Origin of the sequence: Bradyrhizobium sp. Pha-3, assembly GCF_042258325.1 — a bacterium.
GTDB lineage: Bacteria > Pseudomonadota > Alphaproteobacteria > Rhizobiales > Xanthobacteraceae > Bradyrhizobium > Bradyrhizobium elkanii.
In genome coordinates, this window is sequence record NZ_CP170151.1 from 3,578,329 (window position 1) to 3,592,917 (window position 14,589).

At 66.1% G+C, this 14,589-nt stretch carries 15 protein-coding genes; 9 read left to right on the forward strand and 6 right to left on the reverse strand.

Features of this window, described 5'->3' with window-relative positions; all coding sequences use genetic code 11:
• Together ACE10X_RS16570 and cobJ are read left to right on the forward strand one after the other, a co-directional pair.
• The gene (locus ACE10X_RS16570; RefSeq protein ID WP_038382095.1) at positions 1-732 is read left to right on the forward strand and encodes a precorrin-2 C(20)-methyltransferase; all 732 of its coding nucleotides are present in this window, start codon (positions 1-3) and stop codon (positions 730-732) included.
• On the forward strand, positions 729-1,463 hold the full coding sequence (gene cobJ / locus ACE10X_RS16575) for a precorrin-3B C(17)-methyltransferase (protein WP_038382094.1): 735 nt from the start codon (positions 729-731) through the stop codon (positions 1,461-1,463). Before ACE10X_RS16570 ends, cobJ begins: the two co-directional genes overlap by 4 nt.
• Here cobJ and ACE10X_RS16580 read toward each other — a convergent pair.
• On the reverse strand, positions 1,439-2,188 hold the full coding sequence (locus ACE10X_RS16580; protein WP_304556392.1) for a cobalt-precorrin-6A reductase: 750 nt from the start codon (positions 2,186-2,188) through the stop codon (positions 1,439-1,441). The two genes, cobJ and ACE10X_RS16580, sit on opposite strands and share 25 nt — an antisense overlap.
• On the opposite strand from ACE10X_RS16580, the gene ACE10X_RS16585 reads away from it, so the two are divergent.
• From ACE10X_RS16585 to cobF, 6 genes are read left to right on the forward strand one after another with little or no spacing between them, the layout of a single operon-like run.
• The gene (locus tag ACE10X_RS16585; protein WP_038382091.1) at positions 2,187-3,368 is read left to right on the forward strand and encodes a bifunctional cobalt-precorrin-7 (C(5))-methyltransferase/cobalt-precorrin-6B (C(15))-methyltransferase; all 1,182 of its coding nucleotides are present in this window, start codon (positions 2,187-2,189) and stop codon (positions 3,366-3,368) included. The genes ACE10X_RS16580 and ACE10X_RS16585 overlap by 2 nt on opposite strands.
• Complete coding sequence (locus tag ACE10X_RS16590) at positions 3,365-3,733, forward strand: cobalamin biosynthesis protein (RefSeq protein ID WP_038382092.1); 369 nt, start codon at positions 3,365-3,367, stop codon at positions 3,731-3,733. The genes ACE10X_RS16585 and ACE10X_RS16590 overlap by 4 nt, the downstream gene beginning before the upstream one ends.
• Entirely contained in the window at positions 3,730-4,527 is a 798-nt protein-coding gene (cobM, locus tag ACE10X_RS16595; RefSeq protein ID WP_038382090.1) for a precorrin-4 C(11)-methyltransferase, read from the forward strand. Before ACE10X_RS16590 ends, cobM begins: the two co-directional genes overlap by 4 nt.
• A complete protein-coding gene (locus ACE10X_RS16600) occupies positions 4,524-5,834 on the forward strand; it encodes a cobyrinate a,c-diamide synthase (RefSeq protein WP_038382089.1) in 1,311 nt (436 codons plus the stop codon). The genes cobM and ACE10X_RS16600 overlap by 4 nt, the downstream gene beginning before the upstream one ends.
• Entirely contained in the window at positions 5,831-6,559 is a 729-nt protein-coding gene (gene cobA, locus ACE10X_RS16605) for a uroporphyrinogen-III C-methyltransferase (RefSeq protein WP_304556391.1), read from the forward strand. Before ACE10X_RS16600 ends, cobA begins: the two co-directional genes overlap by 4 nt.
• A 7-nt stretch (positions 6,560-6,566) precedes the next feature.
• Positions 6,567-7,316 carry a precorrin-6A synthase (deacetylating) gene (cobF, locus tag ACE10X_RS16610; protein ID WP_375764308.1) on the forward strand — a complete coding sequence of 250 codons (750 nt, stop codon included), beginning with the start codon at positions 6,567-6,569 and terminating at the stop codon, positions 7,314-7,316.
• Between the two features lie 36 nt (positions 7,317-7,352).
• On the opposite strand, the gene ACE10X_RS16615 is transcribed toward cobF, so the two are convergent.
• The 3 genes from ACE10X_RS16615 to ACE10X_RS16625 form a co-directional block, all read right to left on the reverse strand.
• Positions 7,353-7,544 (reverse strand): hypothetical protein, encoded by a 192-nt coding sequence (locus ACE10X_RS16615; RefSeq protein ID WP_038382082.1) that lies wholly within the window; start codon positions 7,542-7,544, stop codon positions 7,353-7,355.
• 340 nt (positions 7,545-7,884) lie between these two features.
• Positions 7,885-8,391, reverse strand: a complete 507-nt coding sequence (locus ACE10X_RS16620) for a YkgB family protein (RefSeq protein WP_375764309.1) — start codon at positions 8,389-8,391, stop codon at positions 7,885-7,887.
• A 36-nt stretch (positions 8,392-8,427) separates the two neighbouring features.
• Positions 8,428-8,964, reverse strand: coding sequence for a carboxymuconolactone decarboxylase family protein (locus ACE10X_RS16625; RefSeq protein WP_038382081.1), 537 nt, complete (start codon positions 8,962-8,964; stop codon positions 8,428-8,430).
• Between the two features lie 130 nt (positions 8,965-9,094).
• On the opposite strand from ACE10X_RS16625, the gene ACE10X_RS16630 reads away from it, so the two are divergent.
• Positions 9,095-10,090, forward strand: a complete 996-nt coding sequence (locus tag ACE10X_RS16630) for an AraC family transcriptional regulator (protein ID WP_375764310.1) — start codon at positions 9,095-9,097, stop codon at positions 10,088-10,090.
• A 53-nt stretch (positions 10,091-10,143) separates the two neighbouring features.
• Here the strand turns inward: ACE10X_RS16630 and ACE10X_RS16635 are convergent, their stop codons facing one another.
• Entirely contained in the window at positions 10,144-11,070 is a 927-nt protein-coding gene (locus ACE10X_RS16635; RefSeq protein WP_212054995.1) for a response regulator transcription factor, read from the reverse strand.
• Entirely contained in the window at positions 11,060-14,428 is a 3,369-nt protein-coding gene (locus ACE10X_RS16640) for a hybrid sensor histidine kinase/response regulator (protein WP_038382085.1), read from the reverse strand. Before ACE10X_RS16640 ends, ACE10X_RS16635 begins: the two co-directional genes overlap by 11 nt.
• Positions 14,429-14,589 lie beyond the last annotated feature (161 nt).

Here is a 14,589-nt window from a genome sequence, read left to right on the forward strand (position 1 = left end):
ATGAGACGCATCATCTGCTGCGGCCTCGGCCCAGGCGATCCGGACCTGATGAGCGTGCGCGCCGACCGCGTTGTGCGTGCCGCGAAGCATGTCGCCTATTTCCGCAAGAAGGGCCAACCGGGGCAGGCGCGACGTATCGTCGAAGGCTTGCTCGCCGCCGACGTCAGCGAATATCCGATGGAATATCCGGTCACCACGGAAATCGCGTTCGACAGTCCGGACTACGCGCGGCTGCTGGCCGACTTCTATGACGAATGGGCCGAGCGCCTGGCGCGATTTGCGCGCGCGATCGACATCGTCGTGCTCTGCGAGGGCGATCCCTATTTCTATGGCTCGTTCATGCATCTGCATGCGCGGCTGCAGGGGCGTGTCGAGATCGAGGTGATCGCCGGCATTCCCGGCATGGTCGGTTGCTGGAATTCGGTGGGTCAGCCGATTGCGCTAGCCGACGATGTGACGACCGTTCTGATGGGGACGCTGCCGGAGCCAGAACTCGCCGAGCGGATGCGCAGCTCCGACGCGCTGGTCGTGATGAAGACCGGTCGCAATCTTCCGAAGATTCGCCGCGCGCTGGCGTCCGCGGGGCGCCTCGATGATGCGTGGCTCGTCGAACGCGGCACCATGCCGGATCAGCGCGTCGCCCGGCTCGCTGACATCGGCGAGGCCGAGTGTCCGTATTTTGCGATCGTGCTGGTGCACGGGCAGGGACGGCGCAGGGAGGCCGCGCAATGACCGGCACGCTGACCATCGCGGGGCTCGGACCGGGCGATGAGGCGCTGATCACGCCGGAGGTCTCTGCTGCGCTCGCAACCGCGACCGACATCGTCGGCTATGCGCCCTATGTGACGCGCGTGCCGCCGCGCGCCGGACTCACGCTGCATCCCTCGGACAATCGCGTGGAGCTGCAGCGTGCCGCTGCCGCGCTGCGGCTTGCATCGGAAGGCGGCCACGTCGTCGTGGTGTCCTCTGGCGATCCCGGTGTGTTTGCGATGGCATCCGCCGTGTTCGAAGCGCTGGAGGACGCGCCGCAATGGCACGACCTGCCGATTCGCGTTCTGCCCGGCGTGACGGCGATGCTGGCGGCGGCGGCAAGCGCCGGCGCGCCGCTCGGTCATGATTTCTGCGCGATCAACCTCTCCGACAATCTCAAGCCATGGCCGCTGATCGAGAAGCGCCTGCGGCTTGCGGCCGAAGCGGATTTCGCGATCGCGATGTACAATCCGCGCTCGGCCACCCGGCCGGAAGGCTTTGCACGAACGCTCGAGATTTTGAAAGAAGCGGGCTGTGACGAGCGGATCGTGATTTTCGCGCGCGCCGTCAGCACGCCCGAGCAGCGGATCGAGACGGTCGAACTGCGCGACGCAAGGCCGGAGATGGCCGACATGCGGACGCTCGTGATCGTCGGCAATTCGGCGACCCGGCGGGTCGGCCGCTGGGTCTACGCGCCGAGGCAGGTCCGATGACCGAGCCATTGCATCACCTCGCGCACGCTTTCCACCCGCGGCCTCTCGGGCAGCAGTGGCCGCGTGATCATGATGACGGGGAGGCCAAGCACGCGGGCGGCGTCGATCTTGGCGCGCGCGCCGGTTCCGCCGGAGTTGCGGGCGACGATCCACTCGATGCGACGCGCGCGCATCATCTCAAGCTCGCCCTCGAGCGTGAAGGGACCGCGCGACACAATGACGTCCGCGTTGGGCAACGAGAGCGTTTCGTCGGGCGGGTCGACGAAACGCAACGTATAGGCATGTTGCGGCCGGTTGCCGAACGGCGCGATATGCTGGCGGCCGATCGCAAGGAACACGCTGGCGCGGCTGTCCGGCAAGGCCGCGGCCGCGGAGACGACGTCCGCGACCTCGATCCAGCGATCACCGGAGGTTTTGTCCCAGGGCGCGCGCTCAAGCGCGATCAGGGGCGTTGTGGTTTGCGCACATGCGGCGATCGCGTTGCAGCTCATTTCGGCCGCGAAAGGATGCGTCGCATCGACCACATGCGTGATGGCTTCGCGACGCAGATAATCGGCAAGACCGCCGACGCCGCCGAAACCACCGCTGCGGACCGGCAACGGCTGGTCGGCTGGCGCACGGGTGCGGCCGCCATAGGAATAGACCGCGTCGATGCCCGCGCGAGCGATCGCAACGGCAAGCAAATTGGCGTCGGCCGTTCCGCCCAGGATCAGGGCGCGCATCATGGATAATCCCTGGTTGACCATCATCGGCATCGGCGAAGATGGCCTTGCCGGCCTCTCCGACGCAAGCCGAAACGCGCTTTCCGAAGCCGAAACGGTTTTCGGTGGCGAGCGGCACCTCGCGCTCGCCGGCATCGCCAACCGCGGCCGTGCGTGGCCGGTTCCGTTCGATGCGAACATCGTGCTTGAATGCCGGGGTCGTCCAACGGTGGTGTTCGCGTCGGGCGATCCGTTCTGGCATGGCGTCGGTGGAGGCCTTGTCGAGAAGCTGCGGCCCGGCGAATGGGTCGCGCACTCCGCGCCGTCAACGTTCTCACTGGCGGCGGCTCGTTTGGGTTGGCGTATCGAGCATGCTGTCTGTCTCGGTCTTCATGCCGCACCGTTCGAGCGACTGTTGCCGCATCTCGTGCGCGATGCACGGATCATCTGCCTGCTGCGCGACGGCAAGGCGGCGTCCGATCTCGCACGCTGGCTGACGGAGCGTGGCTGGGGGGCGTCGGCAATATGGACGCTTGCCGCGCTTGGCGGACCGCGTGAATCCATCACACAGCATCGCGCCGACAATTATGTGGAGGATTCGGGCGACAGCCTCGTCACGGTTGCGCTGGAGGCGAAGGGAGGACAAGGGATCGCACGCAGCTCGGGTCTTGCCGATGCGCTCTTTGTGCATGACGGGCAACTGACAAAGCGGCCGGTCCGCGCGCTTGCGCTGTCGGCGCTTGCGCCGCGGCCCGGTGAGCGGCTGTGGGATATCGGCGCGGGCTCGGGCTCGATCTCGATCGAATGGGCGTTGTGTGGAGGGATGGCGATCGCCGTCGAAGCCCGCAGCGAACGCGCCGGCAACATCCGAAGCAATGCGGCGAGCTTCGGCCTGGCGCATCGGATCACCGTCGTCGAAGGCGAGGCGCCCGGCGCTTTATCGGACCTCGCGAGGCCTGATGCCGTGTTCATCGGTGGGGGCCTCGACGCCGCGATGTTCGATGCGATCTGGTCACGGATTGCGCCGGGAACGCGGTTGGTCGCGCATGCGGTGACGCTGGAGACCGAGGCGCTGCTCTCCGATCTGCACCAACGTCATGGAGGCGAGTTGATGCGCCTCGAGATCGCGCAGGCCGAGCCATTGGGCCGCTATCGCGCCTGGAAAGCCGCGCGGTCGATCGTGCAATGGAGCGCGCTCCGATGAAGGTCGCTGGTCTCGGATTCAGACGCGATGCAAGCGTCGCGTCCTTGCGCGACGCACTCGACGCGGCCGGCGGGTCCGACGGCCTTGCGGCAATTGCAACGGTGAGTGACAAGGCCGACGCGGCGGCGTTGAAGGCGCTGGCCCAGGAACTGGGATTGCCGGTCCGCGGCATTTCTCCGGGGATATTGGCCGAGATACAAACCGCGACACAGGCCGAAATCATCAAGGCGAGATTCGGAACGGGCTCGGTCGCCGAAGCTGCGGCGATCGCTGCAGCAGGGCGCGGTGCGCGCCTGATCTCGGTCAGGACCGCGTCACAGGATCGGATGGCCGTTGCGGCGATCGCGGAAGGAGACGGCGAATGACGGTGCATTTCATCGGCGCAGGACCCGGCGCTGCCGATTTGCTGACCCTGCGCGGGCGCGATCTCATCGCCTCGTGCCCGGTTTGTCTCTATGCCGGATCGCTGGTGCCCGCAGGTGTTCTGGCGCATTGCCCGCCGGATGCGCGCATCGTCAACACCGCGCCGCTGTCGCTCGACGAAATCATCGCCGAGATCGCTGCCGCGCATGCGGAGGGCAAGGACGTCGCGCGGCTGCATTCGGGCGATCTCTCGATCTGGTCGGCGATGGGCGAGCAGCTGCGCCGGCTGCGCGCGCTGCAGATTCCCTATTCGGTCACGCCCGGGGTGCCGGCCTTCTCGGCGGCCGCGGCGGCGCTGGAGGCCGAGCTCACGCTGCCGGGCCTTGCGCAATCGGTGGTGCTGACACGCACGCCGGGCCGGGCGAGCGCGATGCCTGATGGCGAGACACTCGCAGCGTTTGCCGCGACCGGCGCGGTGCTGGCGATCCATCTTTCGATCCATCTGCTCGACAAGGTCGTGGCCGATCTCACGCCGCACTATGGCGCGGATTGCCCGGTTGCGATCGTCTGGCGCGCGAGCTGGCCGGACCAGCGCATCGTGCGCGCCACGCTCGCGACGCTCGATACTGCCGTCGGCCCCGAGCTCGAACGCACTGCGCTCATTCTGGTCGGCAAGACGCTCGGCGCGGACGAATTCGCCGAGAGCCGTCTCTATGCAGCCGACTACGACCGCCGCTACCGTCCGGTCGGGGTGGCGCCGCGCTTTCCGGAATCGTCGCCGGAATCATCGCAATGACCGCGGGGCTTGTCATCTCTGCGCCGGCATCCGGCGTCGGCAAGACGACGCTGACCCTGGCGTTGGCGCGCGCCTATCGCAATCGCGGCGTGAGGGTGCAATGCCTCAAGAGTGGGCCTGATTACATCGATCCCGCCTTTCACGCGGTCGCCACGGGACGCGCGTCAGTTAACATCGATAGCTGGGCGATGGCGCGCGAAGCGATCGCGCAATTGGCAGGCCGCGGCGCGGATGCCGATCTCGTGCTGGCGGAAGGCTCGATGGGATTGTTCGACGGCGTCGCCGCGCGTGGCGTCTCGGGGACCGGCGCCACCGCCGACATTGCCGAGATGATGGGTTGGCCGGTGCTGCTGGTGATCGATCCCTCCGGTCAGGCGCAGACCGCGGCGGCGGTCGCTGCGGGATTGCGCGACTTTCGGGCCGGTGTGCAGCTTGCCGGCGTCGTCCTCAATCGCGTCGCGAGCGCGCGGCATGAAGCCCTGGTGCGCAATGCCATGGCGGGCGCGGGCATTCCGGTATTGGGATCGCTGCCGCGCCACGCCGAGATCGCCTTGCCGAAGCGTCATCTCGGCCTGGTACAGGCCGAAGAGCAGGCTCAGATCGACGGTTTGATTGACGAAGCCGCACGCTTCGTCGCCGAGCATGTCGATCTCGACGCCGTGCTGAAATCGGCCAAGGTCTGGTCGCCGCAACCAGCCGTGCGCAGCCTGGACATCACGCCGCCCGGTCAGCGCATTGCGCTGGCGCGTGATGCCGCATTCTCGTTCGTCTATCCTCACATGCTGGAAGCCTGGCGCGCGGCCGGCGCAGAGATCGTGACGTTCTCGCCGCTTGCCGACGAAGGCCCCGACGCGGACGCCGATGTGTGCTGGCTGCCCGGCGGCTATCCCGAGCTGCATGCCGGCCGGCTTGCGGCCAACGGACGATTTCTTTCGCAACTCCGCGCCTTCGCCGAGACGAGGCCGGTGCATGGCGAATGCGGGGGCTACATGGTGCTGGGCGCCGCGTTGACCGATGCCGACGGCTTGCGCCACGAGATGGCGGGATTGCTCGGCCTTGAGACGAGCTATGCCAAGCGCCGCATGCATCTGGGCTACCGGCTCGCCGAGCTTGCTGCACCGATGCCCGGCCACGGCCCCAGCGCACGCCTGCGCGGCCACGAGTTTCACTATTCGACGATCATCGCGCAGCCCGACACGCCGCTTGCGGTGGTGCGCGATGCGACCGGCGCGATCGTTGCGGAGACCGGATCGCGGCGCGGCTGTGCGACCGGTACATTCTTCCATCTGATTGCGGAGGACCGGTGAGCGTATTCGTTTCCTTCGTCTCGGCCGGTCCGGGCGATCCCGAGCTCCTGACGGTGAAAGGCGCCGCGCGGCTGCGCGAGGCCGATGTGGTGCTCTATGACGATCTTGCCTCGGGCGCGATCCTCGATCTCGCGCGCCCCGGCGCCAATCTCGTCGCGGTCGGCAAGCGTGCCGGCCGCCTGTCGGCGAAGCAGCACCATGTCAGCCGGCTGCTGGTCGATTACGCTGCCGCCGGCGTGGGGGTGGTGCGGCTGAAATCGGGCGACGCCGGCATTTTTGGTCGGCTCGAGGAGGAGATCGAAGCGCTGCGCGCGGCGGGCATCGGCTACGAGATCATTCCCGGCGTGACCTCGGCCTCGGTTGCCGCCGCGCAGGCCGGCATTCCGCTGACGCGACGGCTGACCTCGCGCCGGGTCCAGTTCGTGACCGGCGCCGATGTGACGGGCGAATTGCCCGCGGACCTGAACTGGGCGGCGCTGGCCGATCCGGAAGCGACCACCGTCGTCTATATGGGGCGGCGAACCTTCCCGGCATTGGCCGCAAGGCTGATCGCGCACGGCCTCGCGCCCGACACGCCCGCGCTGCTGGCGGAATCGCTCGGCCACGCCGACGAGCGGCTGCTTCGCACCACGATCGCAGCGCTGGCCGAAGAGCTCACGCATGCCGGCGCGGCCACGGCGGCTGCCGTTATCCTGTTCGGTGCGCTGGCGCCGGAACGAGGGTGACGCGGCCATGTTGACGCTGTCCCTGATCGGCATCGGTTGTGGTGATCCCCGGCAGCTCACTTTCGCTGCGACCGCCGCGATCAATGCCGCCGACCTGATCCTGATCCCGCGCAAGGGGACGGCGAAGTCGGATCTCGCCGAGTTGCGTCGAACGATCTGCGCGGAAGCGTTGAGCAATGACCGCACACGCATTGCCGAGTTCGACCTGCCGGTGCGTGACGCCGGCGAAGAGGATTATCGCAAGGGTGTGGACGATTGGCATGATGCGATCGCTGCGACGTGGTCGCAGGAAATTGCGCGCAACCTCGGCGGGGAGGGACGCGTCGCCCTGCTGATCTGGGGCGATCCCTCGCTCTACGATTCGAGCCTGCGGATCGCGCGGCGGCTCGATCCGTTGCCATCGATCGAGGTGATCCCGGGCATTACGTCGATCCAGGCGCTGTGCGCAGCGCACGCGCTGCCGCTCAATGAGATCGGCGAGCCGTTCCTCGTGACGACCGGCCGACGGCTGCGCGAGGGTGGCTGGCCGCCCGGCATCGACACCGTGGTCGTGATGCTCGACGGCGGCGCCGCGTTCCAGACGCTGGATCCTGCCGGGCTGCAAATCTGGTGGGGCGCCTATCTCGGCATGCCCGATCAGATCATCATGGCGGGCGAACTGGCAGAGGTCGGCCCTCGCATCGTCGCCGCACGACGAGAGGCACGTGAGCGGCACGGCTGGATCATGGACAGCTATGTCCTGAAGCGGAAATCGTGATCCAGATTTTGCTCCGGCATTCCATGCAGACGGCCGCTAGGTCTTCAATCCGCGAATCGAAGGTTGGATGGTCAGGCGGTAGGCGACGAGCCTGTCGCCATCGAACTGCTCGAGGGTCGTCTCGCAGACCGGGCAACGATACTCGCCCTTGCTTCCAGATCCGGACGCCAGCTCAAGGCGTCGGAATCCGGCCCCGCAGCGCGGGCATGTAACGTCGTCCTTCTTCATCAACTCACCCCAGAACAACACCGGCGCTGCTTTTTAGCGCAGACCGCGCGGCGGAACTATGTTCATGGCCGCGGAGCGACGGATCATTCGTGCATGGAAGCAACGACGCGACCACGATGGTGCTTGAGGCCGCGCAGCCAGATGGTGCGGAACGAACCAGCGATTTCAATGCATTCCGCAAATTCGGCAATGGGTTGGCTTGGCGGGGTCAGGTGTCTCGGTGCTGCGTCGCAATAATGGCTGCCATGTCGCTGTGCCGGAGATTCTGCGTCTGCTCAATCCCTCGGCAACGCGCGATCGCCGGTGCGCATGGGGCCCACCGGCGATCAATCGCGATCAGCTATTGCCGGATCAGACGGACCACGTCCTGCCTCAGCAGGTAGAGCGAGACGGCGAGCAGCACGACGTCCTTCATCAGGAACGGCACGTTGCCGGTCATCGCGGGGAAGCCACCGGCGGCAACGTCCCAGCCATCGGGCATGAACGGAATGATGGTGACGGTCGCGATGAAGGTGCCGGTCGAGCCGAGGGCGCCGAGCACGCCGAGCCGCTTGTCCCAGAAGCCCGCGAGCAGCAGCGAACCGAACGTCCACTCTGAGGCGCCAAGGAAATAGCTGGCGCCGGCATGGCCGAACGCTGGATAGAGCCACCAGATCAGCGGCCCGTTGCTGATGAACGGGACCAGCCGTTCGAATTCATACGGAAACCACTTCTGGTAACCGAAGAACAAGAACATGATCACCATCGCGGCCCGGACGACGTGATAGTCGAGATCCTCCGCCAGCAGGCCGGACCTGTCGAGCGCGCGGACAAGCGGATTGTGTGTGGTGTTAGCAAGCGTGGTCATGGTCGTGATCCTTTCGCGTGACATCGCTCGGTCGCTTCACGCGACTGCCGGGAAGTCGATGTCGGTGTCGTTGATGCGGTTGAAGACGTTGGTGAAGACCGTGGTCGCAAACGCCAGGCTGATCTCGACCAGCTGCGCGTCGCTGTAGCCGGCGGACTTGATCGCGGCGAAATCCTCGTCGCTGACGGTGCCGCTGGACTGCGCGAGCTTGCGGACGAAATGCACGAGCGCATCGCGCTTGGCGTCACCGGTCGGCGCACCGTTGCGGATCTGCTTGAGCACATCCGCATTCACGCCGGCGAGCCTGGCGAGATGCGAGTGCGCGGCGACACAATAATCGCAGCCGCCGGCGGCGCTGATGACGAGCTTGACGATCTCCAGGTCGCGCCGGGGCAGGCTGCCGCCAGTCAGCACGGCATCGGCCGCGAGGATCGACTTGAGCGCGGCCGGACCGTGGGCCGCAATCGCCGCGTAGGTGTTCGGGACGCCGCCGATCGCCTTCTTGATCTGGGCGTAGACCTGGCCCGACGGGCCGGTATCGGCTTCGAGGTTCGGAACTGAAAGACGAGACATGGTGGCACTCCTTGTTCGGGGTGGTGAACGATTGCGGAGTGACGATATGATCGGGATATGAGACATTGAATGTTCATACTGCTCGTTTATATGCTCAATCGTCTCATGCGCTGCTTCAGGGGGATTGGCCATGGATTGGCTCAGCCGGCTGTTCGAGATGATGCCGGTGCGCGGGCGGCTCGACTTGCGCTGCAGCTACAGCGTGCCCTGGCGTATCGAGCAGGGACCGGGCCTAACCAACGAGATCCCCTATCATGCGGTGCTTGCCGGCTCGGCGATCCTGGACGCCGCCGCGGGCGGACGGCCGTTGCTGCTGAAGCCCGGCGACATCCTCCTGCTTCCCGGCAACCCGCGACACGTGATGCACGACGGAAGCGGCGCGACACCGCTGCCGGCGCGCAACCGGGCGGCGGAGAATTTCACGATCAGCGAAAACCTCGGATCGGACGAACGGCTTGACCTGTTGTGCGGGCACTTCGCGATTGCACCCCCGCACGACCGCCTGTTGCGCAATTATCTTCCGCCGCGTCTTGTCGTGCATGCCGGCACGCGCGCGGGAAAGGGAACGGCTGCGCAGCTCGCCGGGCTCGTGTCGCTGATGCGCAGCGAAACGGCCGACGATCATCTCGGCGGCCACGCCATGCTGAATGCGCTGTCCACGGCAATGTTCGCGCTTGTGCTGCGGCTTGCGAGCGAGACCGATGCAACGTCACGGGGACTTCTCGCCCTGGTCGGTGATCCCAGGCTCGCGCCGGCCGTGGCCGCCATGTTCAAGGAGCCCGCGCGCGCGTGGTCGCTGCCGGAGCTCGCACGGCTCTGCAACATGTCGCGCGCCACGCTGGCGCGCCAGTTCCAGGACAAGCTCAGGCGATCGGCCAGCGATCTGCTCACCGATATCAGGATGACGCTTGCGGCGAACGAGTTGAAGGGATCGTCGCTTTCGACCGGCGCCGTGGCGGAGATGGTCGGGTATCAATCGGAGGCCGCCTTTCAGCGCGCCTTCAAGAGCCACATGGGCGTGACGCCGGCGCAGTGGCGAAAGACGCAGCCGCCGGAACAGGAGGTGTCGCTGGGACCTGCTGCACCGGCTGATCGGAAAGGCAGTTCGCCGACCGTGGATGCGTAGCGTGCCCCGTGCCTCGCTCACGTTTCGGTGCGGGAGGCGCAGAGTGCGCTCGATCAAGACTTGCGATGCCTTGCGTTGACCGCGATCGCGGCGGCGGCGGTGCGGTTCTCGACGCCGAGCTTGGCGTAGATCTGCTCGAGGTGCTTGTCGACGGTGCGCGGGCTGAGGCCGAGGATCTGCGCGATGTCGCGGTTGGTCTTGCCCTTGGAGAGCCAGGACAGCACCTCGCCCTCGCGGGTGGTCAGGCCGAGCTCGCTGGAGAACTCGGCCGGCATGTCGCCGCTGGTGTCCTTGGCGAGCCGCAATAGGAATTCGTTGGGCCCGAGCTTGCCCATGTATTGCAGCCGCAGCTGCTCGTTGCCGGGGAATGACGCCACGGTCGCCGTCTTCTTTCCCGTGCCGCCCTTCTGCGCCTGCTCGAGCCATTGCGGCATCGGATCCGGCAGCGCGAAATTGTCGGCTGCGTCGGCGAGCGTATCCGACAGCAGTCGCTGTGCCTGCGGCGTCGCCCACAGCAGCGCGCCAGCGCTGTTCACGGCGAGCAGATAGCGGCCGGAGACGTCGAGCGCCGCGCGGGCGCTCTGCGTCATTCGCGCATTGGCGAGATGGACCCGGATGCGCGCCAGCATCTCCTCGACCACGATCGGCTTCGTCACATAGTCGACGCCGCCGGCCTCCAGCCCGCGCACGATATGCTCGGTTTCGGCGAGACCCGTCATGAAGATGATCGGCACGCCGTCGAGCCCTGCGTCGCGCTTCAGCCGCCGGCAGGTCTCGAAACCGTCCATGCCGGGCATCACGGCATCGAGCAGCACGATATCGGGCGTGATCTGGTCGACGATGCGCATCGCCGAGGCGCCGTCGAGCGCCACCATCACGGTCATGCCGGCGCCGTCGAGGGCGTCGGTCAGCAGGCGCAACGTCTCGGGCGAGTCGTCGACGACGAGCGCGACGTCGCGCTTCTTCTGTTCAATGGTCATAGCTGTGCAATGTCTTCAACGTCGCCATATATTGATCGAGATCGAACCGGTCGATCAGCGTGTGCATCTGGCCGACGAAATCGGCATGTTCGGGACACTCATTGCCGATCTCGTCGAGCTTGAGCTGGATCGCCCTGACATAGCCGAGCTGGCCGAGGCTGATCAGCTCTTCGACATATTTCACCGGCGGCCGCGAGCCGCTCTCGGGCTTCCATTGCGGAGGCGGAACCGGCTCGGCCTCATACTGCCACTCGATCTTGAGCAATTGGCGGATGGTCTCGAGCAGCCGCGGAATGTCGATCGGCTTCATCAGGTATCCGTCATGGAATGGCTGCGCCAGCGGCGCACCGTGGGCCTCCAGCGCGCTGGCCGAAATCATCAGGATGCGTGCCTGGTGATGGCCTTCGGCGCGCAAGGTTTCGGCGACCGTCCAGCCGTCCATGCCCGCCATCGAGATATCGAGCAGAAACAGGTCCGGCCGGCAATGCTGCGCGAGGGCAAGACAGCCTGGCCCGTCCGGCGCGCTGAGCAGGATGAAGCCGAGCGGCGTCAGGATCTCACGCAACAGGTCGCGGTGGGTCGGGTCGTCGTCGGTGATCAGGATGGTCTTGCGCGGACCGTGATAGCCGTACACGGGAGCATCGACCGGCGCATCGCGGCGTGGATTGGTGACCTCCGACAGCAGCAGCTTGACGCGGAACGTGCTGCCGATGCCGACCGTGCTCAGGACCTTGATGTCGCCGCCCATCACACCCGCGAGCAGGCGGCTGATGGTGAGGCCGAGCCCGGTGCCGGTCTGCGGCTGGGTGACGCCAAGCGCGCCGCGCTCGAACGGCGCGAATATCCGCTCGAGGTCGTCGGGCTGGATGCCCGGCCCGGTATCGATTACCTCGAACTCAGCGACGGGGCTGCGGTAATGCACCACGAACTGCACCTGGCCGGATTGCGTGAACTTGATCGCATTCGACAGCAGGTTGATCAGGATCTGCCGCAGCCGCTTCTCGTCGGCATAGACCACGACCGGCAGCACGGCCGGCCGTTTGAACACGAAATCGATGCCCTTTGCCGCCGCCTGTAGGCGGAACATGCCGACCAGCTGCTCGAGGAAGTCATTCAACCGCACCTCGTCGCGCGACAGGTAGAGCCGGCCAGCCTCGATCTTGGAGATATCGAGGATGCCGTCGATCAGGCCCGAGAGATGATCGGCGCTGCGGCGGACGACCCGCACCTGCTCGCGCGGCCGCACCTGCAGGCTGTCGTCCTGTTCCAGCAATTGCGCGTAGCCGGAGATCGCATTCAGCGGCGAGCGAAGCTCGTGGCTGAGGCCCACGACGTACCGACTCTTGGCGAGATTGGCTGACTCCGCGACCTCCTTGGCACGTTGCAGTTCGGCATCGGTGCGCTTGTGGGCGTCGATTTCCTGGATCAGCAGCGTGGTCTGCCGGCGTGTTTCCGCTTCCGCGGCGCGTCGGCTTTGTTGCGCCAGCACGAACAGCCAGGCGACGACGCCGATGATGAGGGTCAGCGCGAAGAATACCTTCCAGAGCACGTCGGCCAGCAGTTCGTTGGCATGCACGGCCGCCGTGGTCTGCAGGTAGATCAGGCCGAGCACCAGCGCCACCAGGCCGGCCGAGACGGCGAACACGCCGAGGTAATGCCCGAGCTGCGAGTTGATGCGGGCATAGATCGGCTGCGGCATCACCTTGCCCAGCGCATCCGACACCTGCGCGCCGATCCGGCCATGCGGCTTGCAGAGGTCATGGCAGCGTGCGTCGAGCGAGCAGCACAGCGAGCAGATCGGGCCGGCATAGGCCGGGCAGGAAGCCATGTCCTCGGGCTCGAACGCATGTTCGCAGATGCAGCACTGGATCGATTCAATGTTCTGCCAGCTCCGCTTCGGCTTGCGCGCGATGTAGTATTTGCCGTCGGTCGCCCAGGCAATGAGGGGAGCCGTGACGAAGGCGACCGCAAGTGCAACGAAGGCTGACAGCGCTTTCGCGGTCGGGCCGAACAGGCCGTAGAACGCGCTGATCGAGACCACGGTGGCGATCGTCATCGCGCCGACGCCGACCGGATTGATATCGCAGAGATGGGCGCGCTTGAACTCGATGTGCTGCGGCCGCAAGCCGAGCGGCTTGTTGATGACGAGATCGGCCACCAGCGCGCCGACCCAGGCGATCGCGACGTTGGAGTAGAGCGCCAGCGTCTGCTCCAGCGCCTTGTAGACGCCGATCTCCATCAGCAGCAGCGCGACGACGACGTTGAACACCAGCCACACCACGCGGCCGGGATGCGAGTGGGTGAGGCGGGAGAAGAAGTTCGACCAGGCGATCGAGCCGGCATAGGCGTTGGTGACGTTGATCTTGACCTGCGACAGGATCACGAACGTCCCGGTCAGCGCCATCGCCAGATCCGGCTGCGACAGCACGTAGCGGAACGCCTCGAGGTACATGTTGGCGGGCTCGGCCGCGTGCTCGGCCGAAACGCCGTGGCTGAGCGCGAAGAAGGCGAGGAACGAGCCGGCCAGCAGCTTGAGCGCACCGAGCACGATCCAGCCGGGACCGGCGCTCAGCAGCGCGATCCACCAGGCCTTGCGCGAGGTGCGGCGGTCGCGCGGCAGAAAGCGCAGGAAGTCGACCTGCTCGCCGATTTGCGCCACCAGCGCAAACACGACGGAGGCCGCGGTGCCGAACAGCAGCAGATCGAGATTCCCTGCGGGATCGCCGTGATCGCCGGCGAATTTGCGCCACTCGGTGAACGAATGCGGATTGGCCCAGGCGATCGCCGCGAACGGCATGATGTGGAGGATGACCCACAGCGGCTGGGTCCAGAGCTGGAAGCGGCTGATCAGCGTGATGCCGTAGATCACCAGCGGAATGATCACGACCGCGCTGATCAGATAGCCGATCGGCCGCGGGATGCCGAAGCACATGTCCAGCGCGCTGGCCAGGATCACCGCCTCGATCGCGAAGAAGATGAAGGTGAAGGAGGCGTAGATCAGCGAGGTGATGGTCGAGCCGATATAGCCGAAGCCGGCGCCGCGGGTCAGCAGGTCAATGTCGATGCCGCTTTTCGCGGCATGGTAGGCGATTGGAAGTCCGCAGAGGAAGATGATGACGCTGACCACCAGGATCGCGGCGGAGGCGTTCATTGCGCCGTAGTTCAGCGTGATGGTGCCGCCGATCGCCTCCAGCGCAAGGAACGAGATCGCGCCGAGCGCGGTGTTGGCGACCCGGGCGGCGGACCAGCGCCGCGCGCTCTTGGCGGTGAAGCGCAGCGCGTAGTCTTCCAGCGTCTGGTTGGCGACCCATTGATTATACTGGCGCCTGACGCGGTCTATCCGCTGCCGCCCTGCCACTCGTTTGAACTCCTGGTCCACGATGCGCTGATCGCGGGCAAATCCCGTACCAAAAACCTACGTCGCTATTTTGCGGTGCAGTATACGCGATCTCACGTATCAGTGCGCTGCACAAAAGTGAGCAATCCTAGCCTCATCAATAAGCGTTCTTGAACCAATGG